This is a genomic window from Kiritimatiellia bacterium, from assembly GCA_026417735.1.
Taxonomy (GTDB): domain Bacteria; phylum Verrucomicrobiota; class Kiritimatiellia; order PWTM01; family PWTM01; genus CAACVY01.
In genome coordinates, this window is the sequence record JAOACR010000018.1 from 100,852 (window position 1) to 123,739 (window position 22,888).

Here is a 22,888-nt window from a genome sequence, read left to right on the forward strand (position 1 = left end):
GATCGGGTTTGTCGGTGGTGGTCCTTCAGTCAAACGGTCCGCGAATCCGGATCAGGTCGGTGCGGGTTGCCGACCCGCTCGGTCCGCGGGCCAACGTGTAAATGTCGCCGTCTCGCGCGATCGCGATCGAGTTCACGTAGGTCGGGCGGGAGCCGTCGGGGTAGAAGACTGCGCCGTGGTCGCGGCAGCGTTCGGTCGGAATGTGGTAGGTGATCACGTGCAGGTTCTCCAGTCCCCTCGCCGCGCCCATGGCGATCCGGTCCACGCCCTTCAGCCGCCGGCCGTTCTGGTAAATTGGGCCGCCGGTGAGGTAGTGGAGGGTGTCGCCGTCGGGGCCGAGCGCGAAACCGAGGTAGCCGTAGCTGAACTGGTCAAACATGCCGCTGCGGCGCGACACCTCCGAGGTGATGCGGTCGAGCACTTCGACGCGTTCGCGGCGCGGATCGAACCGGAAAAGGTAGCCGGAGTTGCCGTGGACCGCGTAGATCCGCCCATCGGCGGCGCGCCAAACGGTCTGTCGCCAGTGGTAGCCCATGTGGCCGGGGCTGGCGGGGTCGTACTGGCCGAAGTAGTCCTTGCGCAGGTCATCGCCGGCAATCGGCGCGGGGGGGCTTCGCGCGCCCGGCCGGTGTCGGAGGATCGCTCCGTCCGCGGTGGTGAAGTAGGCGCAACCGTCGCGGGGATCCACCGCGATCGCTCGGCAGATGGTGCGGTAGTCGGCGCCGTCGCCGGCCTCACCCCCCCCGGAGACGGGACCCAGCTGGCGGGCGCGCCGTGTGGGAAGTTCGAACTCGAAGAAGATCCCCCGAGGCCAGCTCAGGCCGTACAGGAGCCCGCGGGTGGTCTCCATCGCCAGCGCGAGCACGCCTTCACCCGCCACGGGGATGCCGAGGTCCTCAAAGCGGCCGCCGGTGATGTCGAGGGCGAGGAGGTGGCCGCCAGGATAGGGGCGCAGGCCGGGCGGGGCTCCGAGCCTCTCGCGTCCGTCCACTTGCGCATACCAGCCAACGTGTGTCGCAAAGAACAGACGGCCTCCGCATTCGAGGAAGGGGACGTGGCTCTTGCCCTGCGCGACGGCGCCGGCGCGGTCTTCGCCGCAGACCGCGTTGAGATCGCCCAGCAGGTCGATGCGCTCGCGGACCGGATCGAACGCGTACACGCGGCCGCCAACGTCGGGCAGCGGCGAGCACAGCACGTAGTAGATCCGCCCATCCGACGCCGCCCCGATGCCGTTGTAGGTGTCGTGCGCGACCGTGAAACCCGAATCGAACCGCTCCGCCACCAGCCGCCGGCGCGGCTGAAACGGATCGTCCGCCGTTGTGCACGGCGCGCCGCGGCCCTCTTCGTGCACCGATGCGCTCATCCGGCTTTGGCGAGCTCGGCACCAAACCGGCGCAGCTTTTCGATCGCGGCGGGGACGTGGTCGAGCTGCGCGCGATCGGCCAGCAGGACGGTCTGCGGCAGGGCGACGACTGTCGCGCAGGTCTGGCGGTTTCCCTTCAACGTGTGGAGGTGGTCGCGGTACTCGCGCAGGCGCTGTTCGCTCCAGAGGCGGCGGAAACCGCGCGAGTGGATCGCTTCATCGAGCAGGCCGTCGAAGTACTGTTCCGCGTAAACCGCCGACGCGGGCACGCCCTCTGCGGAGAGCGCCTTCAGGAACTGATCGCGGCTGAGGCCGCCGAACTCCTCCGCGTTGTAGCGGAATGCGTAGAGGTGCCACACGGGGCGGGCGCCCTCCGGCAGGCGCACGGTGGTGATGCCCGGGATGTGTCGGAGCTGCGCGGTGAGGTGGTCGGCGGCGGCGCGGCGAAGCTCCGTCTCGCGGCGGAGCTTGTCGAACTGGCATAACAGCAGCGCCGCTTGCATGCGAGTCATGCGGAAGTTGAGCCCGCGCGTGAAAAATCCACGGCCCTGGTTCGAACCCGCCGCGCGGCCGCAGTTGTGGTAGGAATTGCACCGGTCAATGAGCTCCGGCCGCTGGCTGACGATCGCGCCGCCCTCACCGGCGGGCAGATGCTTTGACTCCTGGAAACTGAAGCAGCCGAGATCGCCGAGCGTGCCGCACATCCGGCCACGATACTCCGCCAGCCACGCCTGGCAGGCGTCCTCCACGACGGCCAAGCCGCGCCGGCGCGCGATCTCCAGAATCGGGTCCATGTCGCACGGCATCCCGAAAATGTGCACCGGCATGATCGCACGCGTGCGGTCGTTGATGCGGGACTCGATCGTCGCGGGATCGAGGTTGAGCGTGGCGGGATCGGTGTCCGCGAAGACCGGCAGCGCGCGGGCGCTGAGGATCGCGTTGTAGGACGCGATGAAGGTGAACGGCGAGACGATCACTTCGTCGCCCGCGTCGACGCCCAGCACGTGCAGGCTGGTCATCAGCGCGGTGGTGCCGCTGGCCGTCGCCAGACACTTCGCTGCACCGAGCAGCCGGGCGTACGCCTCCTCGAACTCGGCGATGACGCCGTCGCCCGGCCCGCGGAACCACTTGCCGCTGCGGTAGACGTCGAGGATCCGCTGTGTCCATTCCTCCTGCCACACCGGCCAGCGCGCCCACGCGCCCCGGTGCACCGGTTTGCCGCCGAGCAGCGCGGGGCGGTCCGCGTTCGTGGCGTGTGCGGCCGGCGTGAGGCTGGCGGCGGTGATTGGAACGGCGCGACGCAGCCAGGACGTTCCGGCAGCGGCAGCCGCGGTCCGAATGAACGGGCGACGCTTCATTTCCGTTCCCCTCCTTGCGACGCCGGCGGGCGGCCGCCAGCCGGCTAGGCCGATGCTGGTCCATCGGGGCGGACCCGTCAACACCGTCGGCGGCGGGTGGGCGCCACGTCCAATCCTTGGAACGCTGGCGGGACACCCTGTCCAAGGCTCGGAAGATTGTCGCGCGGGGGAGCGGCGGCTCGTGGCTGGTCGCCGGCGCGTGCACGAGCTGGCGATGGTGCCGCGTCAGCGGGCCGGCGCCGCCGGGAAGAGCGCTGCGTCCCGGCGAATCAGCGCCTCAACCTCCTGCTCGGGGGTCGTGGTCGGCTCCTCCGCTGCGGCGAGGGCTTCGAGGTCGTCCAGGCGCTGTTCCGCGCTGGCGAGGCGGCGGAGCATTGCGCTGCGGTGCACAGCGCGGAAGAGCCGATCGAGCTGGCCTGCACTGTCGACCGTGAGCGCTTCCAGCACACGCCGATGGTCGGCCGCAATCTCGTTGAGCTCCGGTTCGGCGCCGAGCGGTAGGTGGTTGAGCGCGGCGAGCATTTGTGCGGCCAACGGCGGAACCCAGGGCTGGTCGGCCGCCCGAAGCAGGTCGGCGGCGGAGAGCGGCACCGGCGTCTCCGGCGGCAGCGCGACCGGAATCTCGCCGTGATCGAGCCGGAGCGTTTCTCTCAACCGGGCGATCCGGCGCAGGGTGGACTCCCCCCAGGGCGTCTCGAGGCGCCGGAGGCCGCCCAGCGCAAGGTCCCAGGCTTGCGCGAGATCGCGTGCGGTCCAGGAGGCGTCGATCGCGGTGGCGAGCTCGACCGGGCCGATCGGTCTGCCCGCGGCGGCGGCGCGCAGCAGCTGGTCGGCAATGCGCGGGAAATCCGGTCGGCGCCGAAGCCAGTTGACCAGCGCCGTGTGGAACGGGAGGGTGCGCTCGTCGGCATGGCCCGGCGGGACCGTAAGCAGCTCCTCCAGCGGGGGGTCGCGGGCGGTGGACCACTCTTCGGCGGCGCGCCGTAGCCACGCCTGCCGCGGCGCGGGGTAAAGGGTACCGGCGAGGCCGGCGGCGAACCATTCGGGAGGCCAGCGGGGGGCGGCGTCGGCCTCGGCGGGCGGTTGGCGGCTGGCGACGTGGCGGGCAACCATTGTGGCGACGAGGCTGACGAGAATCGCGGAGGGCGGCAGCTCCTCGGGCCGGATCAGGCGGAGAGTCCGACCCATGCCCCGCGTGTTGAGGTCGGCGACGCGAATCGCTCGGGGCGAGTTGGTGGCCGGCTCGCGCTCCACGATGACCAGCCAGGGATGGCCGGGCGGCGCGGGGAAAGGTTCGCCGAGCGACTCCTCAAGGCGCGCGAGGAGGTCTTCGACCAGGGCCAGCAGCGGCACGTCGCGGGCGCGGTCGGCGGTGCGTAGCGCGACGCGGCGGGTGGAACTGAAGACGACCTCGGTGACGGGCGGAGGCGCGGGCGGCGCGGTGTGTGCGAGCGTGGCGGCCGCCAGCGCCAGTTCAGCGCCGCGTCGGCGTATCCACCACCAGTGTGACCGGACCATCGTTCACCAGATGCACCAGCATGCGCGCGCGAAAGATGCCGGTGCGGACCTCCGTGCCCTCGTCGCGCAGCGCGTCCACAAACCTGAGGTACAACTGCTCAGCGACCTCGGCGGGGGCGGCGGCGATGAACGAGGGGCGGTGCCCCCCGGCGCAGTCGGCCAACAATGTGAACTGGCTGACGACCAGCCACTGGCCGCCGACGGCTCGAATGTCGAGGTTCATGCGGCCGTCGCTGTCATCGAAGATCCGCAATCGGGCGATTTTGCGGGCGAGCCAGTCGGCCTCTGCGGCGGTATCGTCCCGGCCAATGCCGAGCAGCACCAGTCCTCCTGCGCCGATCTCGGCGACGGTCCGACCGTCTGCCTCGACCGCGGCGCGGCGGACGCGCTGCACGACGGCCCGCATCAGGGCGAGGGCGGCTGGCGGAGGAGCCGGAGGCTCGGCAGCCGGTTCAGCGCGGCGGCAATCTCGTAGCGGCGCGGTCGGGCGAGGTCACCGCGCAGATCGCGCGAGAGCATGTCCAGCCCCTCGGTCGCGAGATCTTCGTCGAGCAGGTCCAGCAGCTCGGCGACCGTGCGCGGCTCGTCGAGGTGGCGCATGCGCGCGTGGTAGAGCAGCAGGCCAATTGCGTTCACCTGCGCGATGTCCACCAGCTGCGGCACGCCGCCGAGGTCCACTCGGTAGCGGCCGAACTGCAGCGTGTGCGGATCCGGCGCGGAGATCACCGCCTCCTCCGCTCCGAGGGAGGGATCAATGCTGCTGGGAATGATCCAGCGGCTCTTTTGCGTCACCGACGGCAGCGGCGGCAGCGGACCGGCCATCGCGTTGTCGCGGGCGAGCGCGCGCGCGTCCGCGGTGACGTCGCGAATGGCGCCCTGTTCGATGAACAGCACGGTGTCCGCAATGCCGAGGAACTCCCGCGCGTGGGCGAACGCACCGATCACCAGCGACACCCTCAAGTCGTTTGCGATCTCTCGTGCGCGGTTGGCCAGGGAGAGGAAGGTGGGCGCGGCGGCCGGCCGCAGCCCGCCGAGCCGCACGTCGCCGGCGAGGAACGCCGGGTCGCTGGTGGCTTCGTCCACCACCAACGCCTGCGCACCGGCGAGGATCGCCTCGATCACGCCTGCCATCTGGGACTCCGCCGGCGGCGCATGGTTGGAGCTGAACGGGCGTGCCGGCGCACCGCCGGCGGTGCCGAACGCGGAGAGGTCCACGTCGCGCACCGGCCGGCCGGGATCGGCATCCACCCGCACGATGTCCGGGATCGCGATGATGCGTTCGCGACCGTCGCCGGGGATGTGGTTGTAGGCGCCCTGCGCGATGGCGGCGATCAGCGCCTGCCGGCCGGAATGCGGATCGCCGATGATCAGCGTGATGCCGGTCGGCACGCCGAGCCCGCGCAGCGTGCCGGCGTTGGGGACATCCAGCTCGGTCAGGCCGGTCTCCGGCAGCACCAGCGGCGGCGCGGCGGAATCGGGGCGCGCGCCCTCGCCGATCAGCGCGACGAGGCCGCGGCGGGTGAGTTGCCGTCGGGCTTGCTCCGCGTCCTCCATGAGGTTCACGAACGCGTCCAGGTCGTCGCCGTCCAGGTAGCAGTGGATCAGCGCGTCGTTCACGATCTGCGGCAAGTCGTGGAAAAACACCCGCTCGGCGACGTCGGAGTCGACCATGCCGTCGCGCAGCGGCAGCCGGACGGTGAGCCGTGCCTCGACGAAGTCTGCCGCCGCGACGATCAACGAGCGCGGCAGCACCTGACAGCCCATCGCGGGCAGCCGGATCTCCGGCACCGCAGAGCCGGCCCCCGACAGCCGGCGCCGCGCGACCGCGTCGCCGAGCCGCCGTCCGAGGTAGTCCTCCAGCGCGGTCCGCCGCATTGGCGTGGAAATCAGGTGCGGGGGGAAACCGGCAATGATCTGGGGCACATGGACGACGACTACGCCCTCCACCTCGCCGCGCAGCACCGTCGGCGCCCGCCGGAGGTGGATCACAAAGCGGGCGAAATCGTAGTCCCCGACGAGCCGTCCGTACTCGGCGGCCGGCAGCCCATGAATCGCGCGCAACACGCTCAAAAACTCGCGTTTGTCCTTCATGACGGTGCGATGTGCCCTCCTCGCGGATTGCTCAACGGGCCGAAAGTGCGACCCGAACTTTGCCCTCACCCAAATCCAGCCGCCGGACCGCGCGCAGCAGCCCCATCTCGCGCTCCAGTCCGCTCAGCACCTGCCGGAACTTCTCCGCCGCCCAGTTGCGCGCACCCGCCGTCGGCAACGTGAGGTGCCCGAGGCGCGCGTAATAGAGCCCGAAGCTGGCGCCCGACTCGTCCGCGGACGGTATGCCCTTCACTTCAAACGTCAGGCGGATCGGTCCCCAGTTGCCGGCCAGCACCGCCCGCATCCTTTCCGGCCGGGTCTCCACCACCAGCGACTTCAGCGAGATCACAAAGCCGCCACCCGCGGCGCTGGCCGACTCGCGGATTCTCCATGCCAGATAGTTGTTCAGCGCCTCGTCCGCGATGGTTTCGACCACTGTGCCGCGCTGTCGCAGCGTGCGTTCGACTTCGATCACGCGCTCCCCGAACTTTTCCGCGTGCGCGGCGTTCACGGGCACCTCGGGGACGGGAAGGGGCCAGCAGATCAGGCCGATCGCGCCGAAAATGGCGACGATTACCGCGGCGCGCAGCAGCGCCATCAGCCAGCGGCCGATCGGCAGGGGCTCCCGCCGGCGCCGGACCTCGGGGGTGACCATTCGCGCTCCACACCGTACGCAGAACATCCCGACGGTCGGGTTCTCATGGCCGCACTGCGGGCAAACGAGGGAGGTTGGCATGGATCAGTCGTTCCCGCCGGAAGTGCTCGATCCGCCGGAGGTCGTCGCCCCAGCGGTCTTCTTCGTGGCGCCATCGCCGCCGCCGGAGGTGGTCGCGCCGGACGATTCCGCCTTCGCCGCCTTCTTGTAGCTTTCGCTCCGGTAATCGGTAATGTAGAAACCAGACCCCTTGAACAGCAGGCCGGCGCCACCGCTGATGAGCCGTCGCAGGCGCCCCCCGCAGTCGGGGCACTTGCGTTTGGGCCGCTCGGAAATGCGTTGAAACACTTCCGTTGCACGCCCACAGTCGTCACAAAGATACTCGTACGTTGGCATTTGATCCACTGGTTGCTTTCAACGCAATGCGATGCAAAGACCTCACAGATGTTACTTCGCGGGGGGCGGCTGTCAAATGCGGCCGCCGCGCTGGTATGCCGACGGCGTGGGGGGGACGGCGGGTTGTCAGGGGCAGCCAGCGGCGATAGGCTGGAGCGCGGCATGAAATCACGAGCGCGGGTGGGTCGGTTGAAGTACCGGCGGGTTCTGCTCAAGCTGAGCGGCGAGGCGTTTCAGAACCGCCGGGATGGTAGCAGTCTGGATTTCGACGTGTTCACCGACATGGCGAAGCGCCTGAAGCAGGTCCACCGGCTCGGCGTGCAGATCGCGGTGGTGGTGGGCGGCGGCAACATCTTTCGAGGGCTGCCGGGGGAAGGTTGCGGCATTGACCGGGCCACCGGCGACGCGATGGGCATGCTGGCGACGGTGATCAACAGCCTCGCGCTGCAGTCGGCGCTGGAGCGGGAGGGCATTCCGACGCGGGTGATGTCGGCGATTCAGATGCCGGCAGTCGCTGAACCGTTCATCCGCCGTCGCGCGGTGCGGCATCTGGAGAAGGGGCGCATCGTGATCTTCGGCGCCGGCACCGGTCATCCGTTTTTCACCACCGACACCGCCGCGGCGTTGCGCGCCAGCGAGATCCAGGCCGACGTGCTGCTGAAGGCGACGAAGGTGGACGGGATCTACAGTGCGGATCCGGCGAAGGACCCGCGGGCACGGCGCTATGACCGGCTGACGTACCGCGAAGCGATCGAGCGACGGCTGGCGGTGATGGACTCGGCGGCGTTCTCGTTGTGTCAGGAAAACCGAATCCCGATCATCGTGTTTGATTTTTTCCGGCGGAACGAGATCCTCCGCGTGCTGCGCGGTGAGCGCGTCGGCACGCTGGTCACGGAGTAACGTGCCGCCGGATCCGAGCCGCAAGGAGCAAGGACGATGGACGCGACCAGTCTGGACGACATCCTGTTGGAGGCGGACGACAAGATGACGAAGGCCGTGGAGTTCCTTCAGCGTGAGCTGGCGGGACTGCGCAGCGGGAAGGCCTCCCCCGCGATGGTGGAGAACATCCAGGTTGACTACTACGGCGCACAAACCCGGCTGCGCGAGATCGCGAACATCACCGCGCCCGAGCCGCGGTTGCTGGTGATCAACCCCTACGATCCGACCTCGCTGGGCGCGATCGAGAAGGCGATCCTCGCCGCCAACATCGGCATCACGCCGGTCAGCGACGGCCGCATCGTGCGGATTCCGATTCCGGAGCTCAGCGAGGAGCGGCGCCGCGAGCTGGTGAAGGTGGCCCGGAAGCTGGCGGAGGACGCGCGAATCGCGATTCGCAACGTTCGGCGCGACGCGAACGAGGCGGTGAAGCAGCTCGCGAAGACCAGCCAGGTCGCCGAGGATGACCGCGACGCGGCGCTCGAGGAGATCCAGAAGTTCACCGACGCGCACATCGAGAAGGTCGACCGCATGGTGGCCGCGAAGGAGCAGGAGATCATGGCCGTCTAGGCCGCCGCGCCGGGAGCGCGGACGCCACATGTACCTCGAGCATTTCGGCCTCTGCGAACCGCCGTTCAACATCACCCCGGATCCGCGGTTTTTGTTTCTCTCGCCCAGCCACCGCGAGGCGATGGACGCGATGCTCTACGGCGTCAGCGAGCGGAAGGGCTTCATCGAAGTGATCGGCGAGGTCGGCTGCGGCAAGACGACGCTGTGCCGCGCCGCGTTGCGACGGCTCGGCCCGCCGACGCAGACCGCGATGGTGCTGAACCCTTCCATCTCCGCGACGCAGCTCATTCGGGCGATCCTGACCGATCTCGGCGTGACGCCGGCCGCGCAGCGACGGCTGGACCTGATCGAGCAGCTCAACGCGTTTCTGCTCGACCGGGCGTCGCGCAATGTGAACGTTGCGATTGTGATTGACGAGGCGCAGACGCTGGCGCCGGAGGTGATGGAACAGGTGCGGCTGCTCTCGAACCTCGAGACGGACGAGCGCAAGCTGATGCAGATCGTGCTGGTCGGGCAGCCGGAGCTGGATCGGCGGCTCGCGGAGGCGCCACTGCGCCAGCTGCGACAGCGGATCATGGTGAAGGCGGAGCTGCGGCCGCTGGCCGCCGCGGACACCGCCGCGTACATCGCGCATCGGCTGGCCGTCGCTGGCGCGCCGCCCGGGGTGGGCTTCGAGCCGGCCGCGGCGGCGGTGGTGCACGAGCGCTCGGGCGGAATTCCGCGCCTGATCAACAAGATTTGCGACCGCGCGATGCTGGCGGCATATTCGCGCGGCAGCCGCACGGTGTCCGACAGGGACGTGCGGGGGGCGGTGACGGAGCTGGAGTCGGTGCTGTGAGCATCATACAGGACGCGTTGCGGCGCCGGGAGGAAGAGTTGCGCGCTGCCTCGCAGGCCGCCGCGCCTGCGGACGCGCAGACGCAGAAAAAGCGGGCGGTTTCGCCCGCGCTGCTGGTGGTGATGGTGGTGGTGCTCCTGTTGGGGGGCGCCTTCTGGTACCCGCGACTGCGGCGCCCGGCGGCCACGGTCGCGCGCGATGCGGCGCTGTCGGCCGCGCCTGCCCGGTTCGGCGAGCTCGAATCCGGCACCGGTGAGCCGGCCGGCAGGGATCCTTTGGCGACGCGAGCGATGGCGGCCGCAGGCACCCAAGCTGCGGCCGCTGTCGCCGGGCCGCGGCCGGCCGAGCCGTCTGGGGCGGCGATCGGCAGCCCTTCGTCCCCGTCGCCGACGTCCGTCGTGACCACTGCGGTCGCCGCCGCCGCCCCAACCGCGGCCAGCGCAACGGCGGAGGGCGAGGCGACGACGGCGGCCGTGGAGAAGGCGGAGGCGATGGTTCCGCCCCCGCCGGCCTGGCCAAAGTTCCAGGTGAAAGGTGTCGTGGTCGGCCGAGCGGGTGCCGGCAGCGTGATTTTGGATCGCGGGATCGTGGAGGTCGGCCAGACCACCCTCGACGGGGTGCGGGTGGTGCGCGTTGAGGGGGAAATCGCGGTGATGGAGTTTCAGGGCGAGGAACGCCGGTTCCGGATCGGCACCGGTTCGCCGTAGCGGCGGCGGGTGGTGCGAACGCGCCTGGCGGCGCGTGGCGGAACGGTGTAGAAGACCGGAGCAGTATCAACACGAGGAGCTAGCCGATGATGAGCAGGAACGCATGGCGAATCGGAGTAGCGGCAGTGATCGTCGCCGTCACAGGGGTCGCGGCGATGGGACAGGGGCGCTTGAACGACCGGCCGGTGTGGATGCGCACGCATGAGCTCACCAGCGACCTCGTGCTGCACGCGCCGGGCGGGGGCGATTTCGATGTTTTCGAGATCGCTTACGGCGTCGAGCTCGGCTATCGGTACTGGTTCACGGATGTGCTGGGCGCGGGGATTGGCGTCGGTTTCGAGAGATGGTCCGCGGACGGTACCAGCCGCAACTGGCCCGGCCGCGCGGATGGCGATCTGCAGGTGGTGCCGTTGAGCCTGGGCGGTTATGTGCGCGCGGTGAACTTCCGGTGGGCCGAGCTGATCGGGTTCATCGCGGTGGAGTATGGGTTCGTCAATTCGGACGTGACGATCGAGACCGACGGGGTCGTCCAGGATGTGGACATTGACAACCCGTGGGACCTGAGGCTGGGGCTGGAGCTCGCGGTGCCGCTGACGCCCGACCTGTCCATCTCCTTCGGTGCGGGCCACCAGTTTCCGATCGTGAAGTCCGACGCGTCGACGGCCGCGGGTCCGCTGATGGATGCGGATCTGCAGTCGTTTTTCTTCTCGCTGGGTCTGCAGCTCGCGTTCTGATGATGCCGGCCGCGGTGGGGGCGGGCCGGAGGCCGACACGATGCTGACGCCCGCGCACTGGGGTGCGGTCGCGGGCTATCTGCTGCTGCTGCTGGCGATCGGGCTACGGCTGGCGGGGCGGCAGCGGGACACGCACGAGTTCTTCCTGGCCGGGCGCCGTCTGGCGTGGCCCGCGGTCGCGATGAGCATGTATGCCTCCGTCACCAGCGCGGTGACGTTCATGGGCGTGCCGGCGCTGGGGGCGACGGGGGATCTCGCGTTTGTGATGGTCGGCCCAGTGAGTCTGCTGGTCGCGCCCTGGCTGGCTCTGCGGTGGTATCCGCTCTACTGCGAGGCGGGCGTGACGACGACGTACGAGTTTCTCGAGCGGCGGCTGGGGCGCTCGGCTCGGCGCGGCGCGGCGGCGATGTTTCTGGCCGCGCGGGTGGGCTGGCTGGGGCTGGTGGTGTACGCGCCGGCGCTGGCGGTGGCCAGCGCCGCGGGCATTCCGCTGTGGTGGGCCGTCGCGGGGATGGGGGCGATTGCGACCGCCTATACCGCGATGGGCGGGCTTGCGGCGGTGGTGTGGACGGATGTCGTGCAGTTTTTGGTGATGGTCGGCGGGTTGGTGTGGGTGGCTGCGGCGGTGGCCGCGCGGCTGCCCGGCGGCCTCGCGACGCTGGCCGGCGAGTTCGCGCGCGCGCTGCCGCTATCGGTGGCGGACTGGCGGCCCGACCCGGTGCGGCTGAACGCGCTGGCGGTGGTGCTGACCTATCCGTGGCTGCTGTTGCATGAGTACGGCGCCGACCAGGTCACCGCGCAGCGTCTGCTGGCGGTGCCGGAGGCGCGCGGCGTGCGGCGCGCGATTTTTTGGAACGCGGTGGCCGACACGGTGCTCGTGACGTTGCTGCTGGCGGTGGGCGTGGGGCTGGGCCGTCTGCCGTGGCCGGGTGCCGAGACGGTCCCGGCCGACGCGCGCCTGGCCGCGTTCGCGGTCCGCGCGCTGCCGCCGCTGGCCGGCGGCGTGCTGCTGGCGGCGATCTTCGCGGCGGCGATGTCGAGCATGGACTCGGGGCTGAACTCGGTGGTGACGGTGCTGATCCACGATTTCCTGCGACCGCACTGGCGGTGTAGTGAGCTGCAGTGGTTGCGGATCGCGCGCGCAGCGACGATCGGACTGGGGCTGTGCGCGACCGCGGCCGCGCTGGCAGTGGGTCGACTCGGCGGATTGGTGCGCGCGTATCTGACGTTCACTGGTCTGTTCGGCGGGCCGCTGCTCGCGTTGTTCATCCACGCGATGTCTCGGCGGGCAATTTCGGTGGGGTGGTGGGGAGCGTCGGCGATCGTCAGCGTTGCGCTGGGTGTGGCGTTTCGCGCCGGCCGTGTGTGCAACGAGATCTACCTCTTTCCGCTTGGTCTGGCGGTGTGCTGGATAGTGCCGCGCGCCGCGGCGTGGCTTCGACGGGGGTGCACCGCGTCCGGATCAGTCCGGCCGGGAAGCGGCTGACCCTTCCGGGATGGGCGCCGGCGTGGCCGGCGGCCACTGGCCGAACGAGCGGAGCTCTCCGCCGCCCGGACCCTCCAGCCAGAGTCGCGCCGCGCGGCCGGGGCGGGCGGTGCGAAACCAGTGGCTGACCTCCTCCGGTGCCATCGCGGCAAAGGCAGTGGAGAGCGCGTCCGCCTCTGCGGCGGTAGGCGCCAGCGCCCACACCCGTCGGTAGCCGGTCCGCGGGCGTCCGGTGCGCGGGTCCACAATATGCGCGCCGCGCACTTCCGGCCCGCTGGCGCTGAGCGCACGTTCGCCGAGCCAGATCACCTCCACCTGCTGCGCTGTGGTCATCGAGACCGGCCACCCTGGCGTGTCGCGCGGCGGCTTCAGCGCCAGCGCGGTACTGCCCCCCGCCTCGAGCAGCGCGGAGTCCAGCGCCCAGTTGCGATGGAGATGGTCCGCGAGCACATCCAGTGCAGCGCCCTTCCCGATGCCCCCCAGATCAAGGCGCAATCGCGCGTCGCGAAGGCGCGCACGGGGCAGCTGCGGGTCGAACTCGATGCCGCGCGGGACCTCCGGCGGAGCCGACCATGCGATGTCGAACGCGCCACCGGTCTGGGCGCGCATCCGTTCGGCGAACTCGAGCAGCGCGCGGGTTTCCGGCGCAATCACCACCATCTGGCCGGCTGCGGCGTTGAGCCGCGCGATATCGCTCGAGCCGCGGAAACGGGACCACAACGCCTCGAGCCGTTCGAGCAGTCGGAACGCGTCCTCCGCGGCGCCGGCCGCGACCGAATCGGGGATCCCCGGATCGAACCAGATCGTCCAGTGCGTCGCCATCGCTTGCGTCGCGTGGCGGCGCCGGCGAAGGCGATCGAGGTCGGCGGGGCTCGGGGTCATCGCGGGGCCGCTGCGGCGTTCCGGCGCTCGAGCACTGCGGTCCAGATCGGTTGGGGCAGATAGATCAGAATTGCGGTCGTCGGCCGGAGGCCGAACGTGGACTTGACCTGAGGACCGTCGAGCCAGGCATCCACCGCAGCGGCGGTCGCCGGGGTCGCGATCACCACGTCGGGCGGGCGGGGCAGGTCGGCCGGCGGCGCGGACCAGTAGCCGACATTCGGGAACCGGCGCAGATACCACGGCAGCGGCCAGTACTCCTCCGCGACCACCGCGATGAGCAAGTCGTGGCCGGCCGGCACCACTTCCGCGGCCTCGTGCACGAGCCGCACGCCGTTGAGGAGGTCGGTCGAGGTGTGTTCGTACACGCACGGATTCCGCGGATCGGCGGCGAGCGTCGTCTTCATCCAGCGCAGCTGACGCCCCGCGTCGGCGAGGCCGGCCGCCAGTAGCAGCGCCACTGTCCAGCGGGGCCAGCGCCGTGTCACGCCGAGATTCCAGATCAGCTGAGCGGCGGCGCCACCCAGCACGCAGAGCCCCCACACCGCGGTCAGCGTCAACCACGGCGTCTTGTAGGGGATCGCGGAGTAGATGCCCAGCAGTGACGCGTTGAACACCGTCCCAAAGACCAGGAACGGACGCACCGGCTCCGCACGAAACCGCGGCCGCAGCGCAAGCAGACCACCGGCCACCGCGAGCACGACGGGCGGCCACTGGCTCCAGATGCCGAGCGGACCCGCCCGATGCGCGAACAGCAGCCGCAGGTGATACCACCACGGCTTCTCGTGACCCTGGCCGCCCGCGCGTTCCGCGAAGTGCGCGAACGCGCGCACCGCGTCCGCGACGCCGGCCGGATGCGTGAACCACGAAGAGAACCACGCCGCCGCGACGGCCAGCGCCACTGCGGCGGCGACCGCCGCGTGGCGGGCCACCGCGCGAGGCTCTGTCCCGCCCGGCAGACGCAATCCGCCGATCATCGCGGCACCGAGGCCGGCGGCGATCGCCGCCAGCGTGATCACGAATGTCTCCTTCGTTGCCGCCATCAGTCCGCCGAACAGGCCGCCCAGCACCGCCCAGCCCGCCGCCGGCGACCGCAGATAGCGCCACAGCGCGCCGACCAGCCCGGCGGTGAACGCGACGAGCAGCGTTTCCTGAATGAAGTAGCCGGAATAGAAAACAAGAAACGGCTGCGCGGCCATCAGCAGCGCCGCGATCAGTAGCCCGCTGCGCCGCAACGGCGGGTACAACAGCCAGCTCAGCGCGATCGTCGCAACTCCAAACACTGCGGTGACCGAACGCAGCTGCCGTTCCGAGAGGTCCTCGAAGCGAACGATGCCGGCGAGGCGCGCGGCGAGCGCGGCCAGGTAGTACAGCGTCGGCCCGTGATATTCGCGCGGATCGTAGCGGTAGACACCGGTCTCGAGCAGATGGCCGGTCTTCACCGCCTGGACCGCCTCGTCCGTGTGCATCGGACGCCGATCCAGCCGGTGCCATCGCAGCGCGCCCGCGGCCAGACAGATCATCGCCAGCCAGATCGCGATGACGAGCCGGTTCATGACGTCATGGTGCCGCAGGTGCAAGCCTTTGCAAGTCCGCCGTCCGCTTGACCCGCCCCCGACCGCCGGTAGCATCGGCCCGTGAACGCGACCGGCGGATCGTCCCCTCGCACCAGCGTGCGGACCTTTCGAGCGGAAGCGGCCGATGACGGCCAGCCGCTCGAACGCGTGTTGATGCGACGGCTCCGGCTGTCCCGGCGCGGCGCGCGCCGGCTGCTCGACACGCGGCGGGTGTTTGTGAATGGGCGGCGCGTCTGGATCGCTCATCACCGGGTTCGGGCCGGTGACCACATCGAGACGCCTGCGGTGGTCGCGCCGTTCGGTGCCGTGCCGATTCGCGTTCTGTACGAGGACGAAGAACTTCTGGTGGTGGACAAACCGGCGGGCATCGTGACGACCGGTGAGGAGGGCGTCGAGGGTCGCCTTCAGCGCGAACGGGGCGAACCCGAGCTGCGTGCGGTCCATCGGCTGGATCGGGACACCACCGGCTGCCTGCTGCTGGCCCGCTCCGCGGCGGCACGGGAGCGGTTGGTGGAGGACTTCCGCGCCGGCCGGGTGCGCAAACGCTACCGGGCGATCGCGATCGGCCGCTGGCCCGCGGAGGAGACAGAAATCCGCCGGCCGATCGAGGGACGCAGTGCGCTGACCCGCGTTCGGGTCATCGCGGCGAATGCGATGGCGTCGCACCTCGTGCTGGAGATTGAGACAGGCCGCACGCATCAGATCCGACGCCATCTGGCGGGCCGCGGCCATCCGGTCGCCGGCGATCCGCTCTACAGTGCCGGCGTGAGCGTGGGGCCAGAGCTCCGCGCGGTGCCGCGTCCGATGTTGCATGCGGAACACCTCGAGCTGCCGGGGGCGTCGGGCCGGCGGGTTGCGGCGAGTGCGCCGCTGCCTGCGGACTTTCTCGAAGTGCTGCGACTTCTGGGGCTCTTCGGTCGGCCTGGGCCGACGGGCGGAGCGCGCGCCGAGTGACGCAAATGAACGATGTGGTGAGCGAACTGGTGCGGGAGATGGCCTCGTGCGTCGCAGCCGCGCGCGCGGCGGGGTTGCGGCTGCCCGCGGTGGTGGAGTTTGAACCCGGCGCCCTCGGGCGGCTGCGCGCAGTGGTGCGGATGGTTGCGAGCGGCCCAGGGCCGGTGCTGGTGGTCGCCAACCGGTCCGTGAGCGATGCGGCTCGCCGGGCGGCGATCCAGCACGCGGTCGGCGAACCGCTCGAGTGGCGGGAGGTCCGCGGCGAGCCCGCCTGTGACACGATCCACGCACTCGCGGAGGTCGCGCGCAACCTGCAGCCTCGGCTCGTGATCGGGCTGGGGGGTGGCAGCGCCATCGATGCGGCAAAAGCGGTTGCGGCGCTCGTGCGCAACGAGGGGGCCGTGGAGGAGTATCTGGAGGGCGCACAGCCGCGCCGCGTGCTCGATGCCGCGCCGGTGCCAGTGATTGCGATACCGACCACCGCCGGCACCGGCGCGGAGATGACGCGCAACGCGGTGATCGGCTGGCCGGCGCGCCGCGTCAAGCGAAGTCTGCGCGACGACCGACTGATGCCCGCGGCAGCCGTGGTGGACCCCCAGTGGACGCTGGAGCTACCGGTCTCCCCGACGTTGTCCAGCGGCCTCGACGCGCTGACGCAGCTGATGGAGTGCTGCATTTCGCGCCGCGCGATGCCGACGACGACCGGACTGGCCTTGCGAGCGCTGCGATGGATCCGGTGGGCGTTGCCGGCGGCGCTCGAGCGGCCGCACAACCTTGCGGCACGCACGGCGATGGCCGCAGCGGCGTCGGTCAGCGGCATTTGCCTGGCGAACGCCGGGCTCGCGATGGCGCACGGTATTGCGGCGGCCCTGGGCGCGGTACGGCCGGTGCCGCACGGGTGGGTGTGTGGCGTGCTGCTGCCCCATACCCTGCGGTTCAACTGCGCGGTGGCGAAATCCGCGCTCGCGGAAGTGATGGGGGCGTGGTTGGGGAAGCCCGCCAGTGTGCCCAGAATCGTCGAGGAGGGACTGGCGGATCTTGAAGAGTGGTATCGCCGGCTGGGCGTGGCGCCGGACTTCCGCGAGCTGCGGCTGACGTCGGCTGAAATTGAAGAGATCGCGGTTGGATCGCTCGGCCGCAGCATGGACGGCAACCCCGTGCCGATGACGGCGGATTCGGTGCGGGCGTTTTTACATCCGTTGTGCTAGTGCAACGGGTCGGCGGTGGCGGATTGGCCGGGGAGGGTTATGGCCCGCGCAGAGCGGAGCGCTCCCCGATGGGATCAGTGTTGGGCATTGTCATGGAGGGGCCGCTTCCACGTGGGCCGTCTCACGTGCGTGTGGGCTGGGGTGGAACCCGGCCCGCTAGCCGGTTGGGGACGTTCGCAAGTTGCGGAAGCCGGCTTCCCCGCGCATGATGCCGTTGGCGCGGAGGGGTGGCAGAGCGGTCGAATGCGCCGGTCTTGAAAACCGGATCCCGCAACCGCGGGACGTGGGTTCGAATCCCACCCCCTCCGCCATCTCCGAGCCGGCTCATCCACCTCGCTCGCTTCGTCGGGCTCAACGCGCAGCCACATCAGAATCCCGGCACCGCCAGACACCACGCCCCACCAACGGTTCGACGCGGCAGGTGCGCCTGCGGTCCGCTGGACCTGCGCGATGACGTGCGCAGCAGCGCGGCGATGACCGGTTCCCAAAGTCGGAGAGAGGCGACTGAGAGTCGCTGCCGCAATCGACGCTCACCGCGGCATCACGCGACACGCTCCGAAGCGGCCACCTACTACAGGCTGCCGCCAAGGTCGGCGGGGCCCTCGTCGGACCACTCGCCATTGGCCAGCAGCCGGCGACGCAGCCGTCGGAACACCTGCAGCACGCCGGCCGCCAGCGCACCCATCCCCACGATGCCCGGCTCGGGGATCGCGGCGGCGAGCTGGTCGTAGTACACCGCGGTGGTCAGGTTCGCCGCCCAGCTGCGGTTCCCATACACGATGGCCGACGGCCAGGGCTGCCCGGGTTCGACGCCGACGTTGTACAACATGCCGACCAGCTCCCAAGTTGCGCCGGACTTGTAGAATACGGGCCCGCCCGAGTCCCCGATCACCGCTTGCGCCTCGTTCGGGCCCGCATCGTCGTTGAACGTGACGCGGAACGAGGTCGTCGTCAGCATGTAGTAAAGGTCGAAGACGTTGACGCTCTTGAACGGGTTGTCAATGGTGTTGAGCCCCCACCGCTGCTGCAACGAACCGGTCGTCATCTTGAAGCCGGTATACACCGCGCCTGCCGCGTTGGTCTCCTGCCAGGAGGAGTTCCAGTAGCTGTTGGTCGGATGCCGCTGACGACCGTTGCCGATCATGACCAGCTGTGCGTTGTCGGGAATCTGCGAGGACCGTAGCGTCACGTCCGGGAGCGGCGGCGCGGTTTGGGTTCGGACCAGCACCATGTCCGCGAAGGTGCCGCTGGAGTTGGTGATGCGCGTCCAGGTGTTCGACTCCAGCGGGTACCAGGTGCCGCCGAACCGCACCTGTGTGGGCTGGTCGTTCGAATAGACGTGCCAGGCGGTCAGCACCCAGCGGTTGCCGAGATACACCGCACTGTTTTGGCCGACGTTGAACTGCCCCACGTTGGCCCATCCAGGGTCGTCGGGTGGCGCATTTGTGTTGCCGAGACCGTCGCCGCCCGCGATCACCACCGCCCGCCCGGCCTCGGCCCCGGCGATCGCCAAAAGGCAGCTCAGCCGCCAGAACCATCGTGACGCCGCTGCTCTCATCACCGCTTCCCCTCGATACTGTCGTCGCCCGGGGACACAGTACTACGCAGGTGCCGCTGTTCAAGGGGCGCTCGATCGGCGCGCAGCGATTGGTATGCGGATGGGCTCAGAGCGCCGAGAGCTTCCACTGCTCTCGCAGCGTCTCAAATGCGCGCGGCACCTCGACCATGGGGTCGGTGCCTTTGCGGATGCCGCACTCGAGACTGCAGAACCCGACGTAGCCGATTTTGCGGAGCCCTCGCATGCCTTCCACGAAGCTGTGCTCCTCCTGACCGGGGAGGATGCGAGATTTGCCGGTGGCGATGTGCACGTGGTGCAGCCACGGGCCCCCCGCGACGATCGCGGCACACTGGTCGGTCTCTTCGCGGGACATGTGGTAGAAGTCCGCCATCAGGGCGATGCCCGGCGAGTTCACCTTTCGGCAGAGTTCGGCCGCCTGTTCGACCCGGTTCAGGTAGAACGTTTCGCCCTTGTTCAACGGCTCGAGCAGCACGCGCGTGTTGCACTTGACGGCGTGTTCCCCCAGCGCCGGCAGGATGTCGAGCAGGATCTTGTCCAGCTCGGCGGGCGGCAGCTCGCTTTCCTTGTGGAAGCAGGGCACGAAGATGACACCGCGCGCGCCGAGCTCGCCCGCGGTCGAGAGCGCGTCGCGCAGCGCCTCGATGCCCTTCCGGCGACGATCGGCGTCGGTGGAGACCAGATCCCCTTTGTGCGAGCCCCAGCACAGCGCGCTGACTTTCACCGGTGTGCCCGCGAGCGCCTCGCGGATCTCCGCGATGCGCCCTTTCGGGTTGCCGTGCAGCTCAATGCCGTTCGCGCCCCACGCGACGAGGTTCGCGACCTTCTCCTTCAAGGTGGCGCCGGGCACCCGGCTCTCCTGACTCGACAGATTCAGTACCGCCTCCGCGGTCTGCGCGCGCGTGCGCGAAGCGCTCCAGATCGCGAACGCGGCGGCCGCTCCATGTTGGAGAAATGAACGACGGTTCATGCGGGGTCTCCTCTACGGACATTCCATCGTCTTCATCATCCGGCATCGCCGGACGATTGCAAGCCGGAGGCGGCGCAGTCGTGGGAGCGGCCAGCGGCGCTCAGCCTGACGGCGCCAGCGCGTGGTAGCGGTCCCCACGGCGCGGCTCGGCCATCCACGGCGCAACCGCGTCGCGCCAGGCCGCATAGTGCGGCGTCTGTTTGTGTGCGGCCGCGTCGGCCTCGCTCGCATAGGCCTCGTACAGCACGAAGTGCGTCGGGTCATCGGCGGACTGCAGCACGTCGAACCGGCGGCAGCCCGGCTCGCGGATCGAGGCCTCGTGGTTGCGGCGGGTGGCCTCGATGAAGTCGGCCAGATGCTCGGATTTCACGCGCACGTGCACGAGGGTCACGATCATGGTGATGTCTCCGTTGGGGTGTCGAGCTCCAGCACATCGCGCATCGAGTAGAGGCCCGGTGGCCGGCCGACGATCCACCGTGCCGCCTGCAGCGCGCCGACCGCGAACGTCTCACGGCTCGTCGCGCGGTGCGAGAGCTCGATGCACTCCCCCGCGCCGGCCAGCAGCACTGTGTGGTCGCCCACAAGGTCCCCGCCTCGCACCGCGTGGAATCCGATCTGGCGCTCCGGCCGCGCGTGCGGGCTCATCCCGTGGCGTCCGTGCACCGCGACCTCGTCCCACGGCCACTCGAACCCGCGCGCGACCGCCTCGCCGAGCGCCAGCGCGGTGCCGCTGGGCGCGTCGCGCTTCTGGCGGTGATGGCGCTCGATGATTTCCACGTCGTAGCCGCGGCCGCGCAGCGCGCGCGCCGCCCGCTCGACCAGCGCCAGCAGCAGGTTCACGCCCACGCTCATGTTCGGCGACATCACGACCGGGATCCGCCGCGCGGCCAGCTCGACCTCTCGCCGCTCCTCCGCGTTCAGGCCGGTGGTGCCGATCACCAACGCGCGCCGCCATTCCGCGCAGCGCGACGCGTTGCCGGCGGTGCCGTGATGGGCACTGAAGTCGATCACGACGTCCGCGGCCGGCGCGACGGCGGCGAGGTTGGCGGTGAGCGCAACGCCCAGCTCGCCCGCGCCGGCGACCAGCCCGGCATCGCGTCCGATCTCCGGACTGTCCCACAGGTCCACCGCGCCGACCAGCTCCACCTCCGGCACCGCGCGCGTCGCGATGCAGCGCACCAGGGTGCGGCCCATCCGGCCCGCCGCGCCCACCACCACCACCTTGGTCATCGTTCCTCGATCTCCGCTGCCGGCGCCGCCGGCCGGCCGCGCCGCGCTTCACAACGATCGCACAAATTCCACGAGATCGTCGAGTTCCTGTTCGGTGAGTTCCGCGGTGCGGCCGCGCCGCTGCAGCGGGTTGAAGTCGCGGATCGCCACGCGCAGTGTCGGCGCGGAGCCGTCGTGCAGATACGGCGCGGTGCGCCAGACTTCGACGAGCGTCGGGATGTCGTACGCAACGCCGCCGCCGGGGTCGACCGCACGCATGGCGGTGTACCACGGCGGCGGATGGCACTGCACACAGCCGGCCCGGCCGTGAAAGAGCGCCCGGCCCCGCCGCGCAGTCTCGCTCGGGCCGCGCTCCGCCTCCGCGGGATCGTCGGATGCCACCGCCGTCGCGATGGACACAGGCCGCAGCGAGCGCAGGTACGCCTCGATCGCGGCCTCCCGCGCGAGATCCTCCGGTTCGCCCAGCATGTGCCGCATCCCCGCGCGGATCGCGTCACGCGCGTTGCCCCGCACACCCCGCCACATCGCGGGCGGCGTGAAGGGCGCCAGCAGCAGGCTTTTGGTGTTTTTCGGGTTTCCGATGCCGTCGTTCGGCAGATCCCAGTTGAGCGTGTCGTCGCGGCCGTCGGGATGGCAACTGGCGCAGCTCTGCCAGCCGGCGCCGGGGGCGTCGTGGAAGTGGAACTCGCCCAGGCGGGCCTCGTCGGCGGGCGGCCAGCGCCCGACGCGTAGCAGTCGGGGCGCCGAATCCGCGCGCGAGAGGCTCACCGCGGCGACCGCGCCGTCGAAGTGTCCGCGCACGATCGCTTCGTCGCCGTCGATCACGACCGTCCGCGGGCCGCGCACCGGCACCGCGAGCCGCCGGCCAAACGCGCGCCATTCGCCCGGCGTCGCCGCCGGGCGGTTGCGCTCATCCGCGCCGCGCGTTCGCCGCGCCGCCTCGAGAAGCGGGGGCCAGGCCAGCACCGTCAGCTCGTGCGTGCCCGCGTGCGCGACCACCAGCCGCCCCCCCGCCGGATCGAACGCGACCGCCCAGGGGTTTGCCGCGCCGCGGTGCTCGTCATCCAGGCCGAGCGTGAGCCAGCGGGCGCGCTCCTCGAGCGAAATCACGCTCAGCGCGTTCCGGTTGATCCCGCCACGGTCCGCCGACCATGCCGGCTGGTGGTAGTTCGCGACGATGTGGGTGACGACCGCGAAGCGCCCGTCCGGCGAGACCGCCAGCCCGCGCGCGCTGTGGCTGCCGTCGGGCAACGCAACGTGCGTGATCGCTGTGGCCGCGTCCGGCTCAATCAGCGTGACCTCCGCGGCGATCTGCGCAAGGTCATCGTCCAGCTGCGGTCGGGAGGCGGGCAGCAGGTTGGCGACCACGAGCATCCGCCCGCCCAATCCGAACGCGGCGGCGACCGGCTCGCGCACTGCCACGAACGTGCGAGCCGCCCCCCCCGCCGGCTGAAGCCAGCGGACCGACGCAGTGAACCGGTTCACCTCCGCGACGAAGCCCGCATCGGCGGAGCGCACGATGCACCACTCGTCGCCAGCGGTTTGGGCCGGCTCTGCGGTCGAGCGTGAAAGCCCCAATCTGATTCCGTCTTCCGATCGCTGCATTGCGCTCGATGGGTCCCGCTCAAGCCCCTCGCCGGCGGCAGCGGGGACCTGCGGCCGGGTGATGCCTGCGGCGACGACGGCAAGCAGTCCGATCCCGCTCAACTTTGCTCGCCACGCCCGCATGGCCAGGAGCTTATCACACCTGCCTCCCATCTTTCTGACGACCCGGCCGCGTCCAAAAAAAGCTATTGACACCTCTACCAAAGTTGTAGTAGCCTAAACACGTGATGGCCAACA

22 protein-coding genes, 1 tRNA gene and 1 pseudogene are annotated in these 22,888 nt (G+C 70.1%); 10 read left to right on the forward strand and 14 right to left on the reverse strand.

All coding sequences use genetic code 11. From position 1 onward, the window contains the following. Positions 1–25 precede the first annotated feature (25 nt). From N2652_09535 to N2652_09560, 6 genes are all read right to left on the reverse strand, one after another. On the reverse strand, positions 26–1,363 hold the full coding sequence (locus tag N2652_09535; protein MCX7819430.1) for a hypothetical protein: 1,338 nt from the start codon (positions 1,361–1,363) through the stop codon (positions 26–28). Beyond that, the gene (locus N2652_09540; protein ID MCX7819431.1) at positions 1,360–2,721 is read right to left on the reverse strand and encodes a DegT/DnrJ/EryC1/StrS family aminotransferase; all 1,362 of its coding nucleotides are present in this window, start codon (positions 2,719–2,721) and stop codon (positions 1,360–1,362) included. Before N2652_09540 ends, N2652_09535 begins: the two co-directional genes overlap by 4 nt. Before the next feature lie 225 nt (positions 2,722–2,946). Then, entirely contained in the window at positions 2,947–4,239 is a 1,293-nt protein-coding gene (locus N2652_09545) for a hypothetical protein (GenBank protein MCX7819432.1), read from the reverse strand. Beyond that, positions 4,196–4,645 (reverse strand): D-aminoacyl-tRNA deacylase, encoded by a 450-nt coding sequence (gene dtd, locus N2652_09550; protein ID MCX7819433.1) that lies wholly within the window; start codon positions 4,643–4,645, stop codon positions 4,196–4,198. Before dtd ends, N2652_09545 begins: the two co-directional genes overlap by 44 nt. Then, the gene (locus N2652_09555; GenBank protein MCX7819434.1) at positions 4,645–6,330 is read right to left on the reverse strand and encodes an ABC-ATPase domain-containing protein; all 1,686 of its coding nucleotides are present in this window, start codon (positions 6,328–6,330) and stop codon (positions 4,645–4,647) included. The genes dtd and N2652_09555 overlap by 1 nt, the downstream gene beginning before the upstream one ends. 31 nt (positions 6,331–6,361) lie before the next feature. After that, positions 6,362–6,985 carry a hypothetical protein gene (locus N2652_09560; GenBank protein ID MCX7819435.1) on the reverse strand — a complete coding sequence of 208 codons (624 nt, stop codon included), beginning with the start codon at positions 6,983–6,985 and terminating at the stop codon, positions 6,362–6,364. A 79-nt stretch (positions 6,986–7,064) separates the two neighbouring features. Here N2652_09560 and N2652_09565 point away from each other — a divergent pair, with 79 nt between their 5' ends. Beyond that, entirely contained in the window at positions 7,065–7,196 is a 132-nt protein-coding gene (locus N2652_09565; GenBank protein MCX7819436.1) for a hypothetical protein, read from the forward strand. Between the two features lie 41 nt (positions 7,197–7,237). On the opposite strand, the pseudogene N2652_09570 reads toward N2652_09565, so the two are convergent. Next, a pseudogene (locus N2652_09570) lies at positions 7,238–7,381 on the reverse strand (zinc ribbon domain-containing protein). 162 nt (positions 7,382–7,543) lie between these two features. Here N2652_09570 and pyrH point away from each other — a divergent pair. From pyrH to N2652_09600, 6 genes are all read left to right on the forward strand, one after another. Continuing rightward, positions 7,544–8,281 carry a UMP kinase gene (pyrH, locus tag N2652_09575; GenBank protein ID MCX7819437.1) on the forward strand — a complete coding sequence of 246 codons (738 nt, stop codon included), beginning with the start codon at positions 7,544–7,546 and terminating at the stop codon, positions 8,279–8,281. A gap of 51 nt (positions 8,282–8,332) precedes the next feature. Beyond that, complete coding sequence (frr, locus tag N2652_09580; GenBank protein ID MCX7819438.1) at positions 8,333–8,887, forward strand: ribosome recycling factor; 555 nt, start codon at positions 8,333–8,335, stop codon at positions 8,885–8,887. Between the two features lie 28 nt (positions 8,888–8,915). Then, complete coding sequence (locus N2652_09585) at positions 8,916–9,725, forward strand: AAA family ATPase (protein ID MCX7819439.1); 810 nt, start codon at positions 8,916–8,918, stop codon at positions 9,723–9,725. Next, entirely contained in the window at positions 9,722–10,432 is a 711-nt protein-coding gene (locus N2652_09590) for a hypothetical protein (GenBank protein MCX7819440.1), read from the forward strand. Before N2652_09585 ends, N2652_09590 begins: the two co-directional genes overlap by 4 nt. A gap of 86 nt (positions 10,433–10,518) precedes the next feature. Continuing rightward, on the forward strand, positions 10,519–11,166 hold the full coding sequence (locus N2652_09595; protein MCX7819441.1) for a hypothetical protein: 648 nt from the start codon (positions 10,519–10,521) through the stop codon (positions 11,164–11,166). A gap of 40 nt (positions 11,167–11,206) precedes the next feature. Then, the gene (locus tag N2652_09600; GenBank protein MCX7819442.1) at positions 11,207–12,652 is read left to right on the forward strand and encodes a hypothetical protein; all 1,446 of its coding nucleotides are present in this window, start codon (positions 11,207–11,209) and stop codon (positions 12,650–12,652) included. On the opposite strand, the gene N2652_09605 is transcribed toward N2652_09600, so the two are convergent. Together N2652_09605 and N2652_09610 are read right to left on the reverse strand one after the other, a co-directional pair. Then, positions 12,629–13,534 carry an FAD:protein FMN transferase gene (locus N2652_09605; GenBank protein ID MCX7819443.1) on the reverse strand — a complete coding sequence of 302 codons (906 nt, stop codon included), beginning with the start codon at positions 13,532–13,534 and terminating at the stop codon, positions 12,629–12,631. The two genes, N2652_09600 and N2652_09605, sit on opposite strands and share 24 nt — an antisense overlap. After that, positions 13,531–15,087, reverse strand: a complete 1,557-nt coding sequence (locus tag N2652_09610) for a TIGR03663 family protein (protein MCX7819444.1) — start codon at positions 15,085–15,087, stop codon at positions 13,531–13,533. Before N2652_09610 ends, N2652_09605 begins: the two co-directional genes overlap by 4 nt. 81 nt (positions 15,088–15,168) lie before the next feature. On the opposite strand from N2652_09610, the gene N2652_09615 reads away from it, so the two are divergent. From N2652_09615 to N2652_09625, 3 genes are all read left to right on the forward strand, one after another. Next, positions 15,169–16,062 carry an RluA family pseudouridine synthase gene (locus N2652_09615; GenBank protein MCX7819445.1) on the forward strand — a complete coding sequence of 298 codons (894 nt, stop codon included), beginning with the start codon at positions 15,169–15,171 and terminating at the stop codon, positions 16,060–16,062. Positions 16,063–16,067: 5 nt separating this feature from the next. After that, complete coding sequence (locus N2652_09620) at positions 16,068–17,270, forward strand: iron-containing alcohol dehydrogenase (protein ID MCX7819446.1); 1,203 nt, start codon at positions 16,068–16,070, stop codon at positions 17,268–17,270. A 221-nt stretch (positions 17,271–17,491) separates the two neighbouring features. Continuing rightward, positions 17,492–17,581: transfer RNA gene (locus N2652_09625), tRNA-Ser, on the forward strand. A 260-nt stretch (positions 17,582–17,841) separates the two neighbouring features. Here the strand turns inward: N2652_09625 and N2652_09630 are convergent. The 5 genes from N2652_09630 to N2652_09650 all read right to left on the reverse strand — a co-directional run bounded on the left by N2652_09630 (position 17,842) and on the right by N2652_09650 (position 22,774). After that, the gene (locus tag N2652_09630; protein MCX7819447.1) at positions 17,842–18,828 is read right to left on the reverse strand and encodes a trypsin-like peptidase domain-containing protein; all 987 of its coding nucleotides are present in this window, start codon (positions 18,826–18,828) and stop codon (positions 17,842–17,844) included. Positions 18,829–18,934: 106 nt separating this feature from the next. Then, positions 18,935–19,816 carry a sugar phosphate isomerase/epimerase gene (locus tag N2652_09635; protein MCX7819448.1) on the reverse strand — a complete coding sequence of 294 codons (882 nt, stop codon included), beginning with the start codon at positions 19,814–19,816 and terminating at the stop codon, positions 18,935–18,937. Positions 19,817–19,916: 100 nt separating this feature from the next. Next, on the reverse strand, positions 19,917–20,213 hold the full coding sequence (locus N2652_09640; GenBank protein ID MCX7819449.1) for an antibiotic biosynthesis monooxygenase: 297 nt from the start codon (positions 20,211–20,213) through the stop codon (positions 19,917–19,919). Next, positions 20,210–21,046, reverse strand: coding sequence for a 4-hydroxy-tetrahydrodipicolinate reductase (gene dapB, locus N2652_09645; protein ID MCX7819450.1), 837 nt, complete (start codon positions 21,044–21,046; stop codon positions 20,210–20,212). Before dapB ends, N2652_09640 begins: the two co-directional genes overlap by 4 nt. A 48-nt stretch (positions 21,047–21,094) precedes the next feature. Continuing rightward, on the reverse strand, positions 21,095–22,774 hold the full coding sequence (locus N2652_09650; GenBank protein MCX7819451.1) for a hypothetical protein: 1,680 nt from the start codon (positions 22,772–22,774) through the stop codon (positions 21,095–21,097). Between the last annotated feature and the right edge of the window lie 114 nt (positions 22,775–22,888).

What these genes read in the sequence shown, in the direction of transcription:
- N2652_09545 (MCX7819432.1), bottom strand. Translation starts at nt 4,239, where the DNA reads ATGGTCCGGTCACACTGGTGGTGGATACGCCGACGCGGCGCTGAACTG.
- N2652_09600 (MCX7819442.1), top strand. Translation starts at nt 11,207, where the DNA reads ATGCTGACGCCCGCGCACTGGGGTGCGGTCGCGGGCTATCTGCTGCTG.
- N2652_09555 (MCX7819434.1), bottom strand. Translation starts at nt 6,330, where the DNA reads ATGAAGGACAAACGCGAGTTTTTGAGCGTGTTGCGCGCGATTCATGGG.
- N2652_09640 (MCX7819449.1), bottom strand. Translation starts at nt 20,213, where the DNA reads ATGATCGTGACCCTCGTGCACGTGCGCGTGAAATCCGAGCATCTGGCC.
- N2652_09630 (MCX7819447.1), bottom strand. Translation starts at nt 18,828, where the DNA reads ATGAGAGCAGCGGCGTCACGATGGTTCTGGCGGCTGAGCTGCCTTTTG.
- N2652_09560 (MCX7819435.1), bottom strand. Translation starts at nt 6,985, where the DNA reads ATGGTCACCCCCGAGGTCCGGCGCCGGCGGGAGCCCCTGCCGATCGGC.
- N2652_09605 (MCX7819443.1), bottom strand. Translation starts at nt 13,534, where the DNA reads ATGACCCCGAGCCCCGCCGACCTCGATCGCCTTCGCCGGCGCCGCCAC.
- dtd (MCX7819433.1), bottom strand. Translation starts at nt 4,645, where the DNA reads ATGCGGGCCGTCGTGCAGCGCGTCCGCCGCGCCGCGGTCGAGGCAGAC.
- pyrH (MCX7819437.1), top strand. Translation starts at nt 7,544, where the DNA reads ATGAAATCACGAGCGCGGGTGGGTCGGTTGAAGTACCGGCGGGTTCTG.
- N2652_09635 (MCX7819448.1), bottom strand. Translation starts at nt 19,816, where the DNA reads ATGAACCGTCGTTCATTTCTCCAACATGGAGCGGCCGCCGCGTTCGCG.
- N2652_09610 (MCX7819444.1), bottom strand. Translation starts at nt 15,087, where the DNA reads ATGAACCGGCTCGTCATCGCGATCTGGCTGGCGATGATCTGTCTGGCC.
- N2652_09535 (MCX7819430.1), bottom strand. Translation starts at nt 1,363, where the DNA reads ATGAGCGCATCGGTGCACGAAGAGGGCCGCGGCGCGCCGTGCACAACG.
- dapB (MCX7819450.1), bottom strand. Translation starts at nt 21,046, where the DNA reads ATGACCAAGGTGGTGGTGGTGGGCGCGGCGGGCCGGATGGGCCGCACC.
- N2652_09650 (MCX7819451.1), bottom strand. Translation starts at nt 22,774, where the DNA reads ATGCGGGCGTGGCGAGCAAAGTTGAGCGGGATCGGACTGCTTGCCGTC.
- N2652_09595 (MCX7819441.1), top strand. Translation starts at nt 10,519, where the DNA reads ATGATGAGCAGGAACGCATGGCGAATCGGAGTAGCGGCAGTGATCGTC.
- N2652_09620 (MCX7819446.1), top strand. Translation starts at nt 16,068, where the DNA reads ATGAACGATGTGGTGAGCGAACTGGTGCGGGAGATGGCCTCGTGCGTC.
- N2652_09540 (MCX7819431.1), bottom strand. Translation starts at nt 2,721, where the DNA reads ATGAAGCGTCGCCCGTTCATTCGGACCGCGGCTGCCGCTGCCGGAACG.
- N2652_09565 (MCX7819436.1), top strand. Translation starts at nt 7,065, where the DNA reads ATGGATCAGTCGTTCCCGCCGGAAGTGCTCGATCCGCCGGAGGTCGTC.
- N2652_09585 (MCX7819439.1), top strand. Translation starts at nt 8,916, where the DNA reads ATGTACCTCGAGCATTTCGGCCTCTGCGAACCGCCGTTCAACATCACC.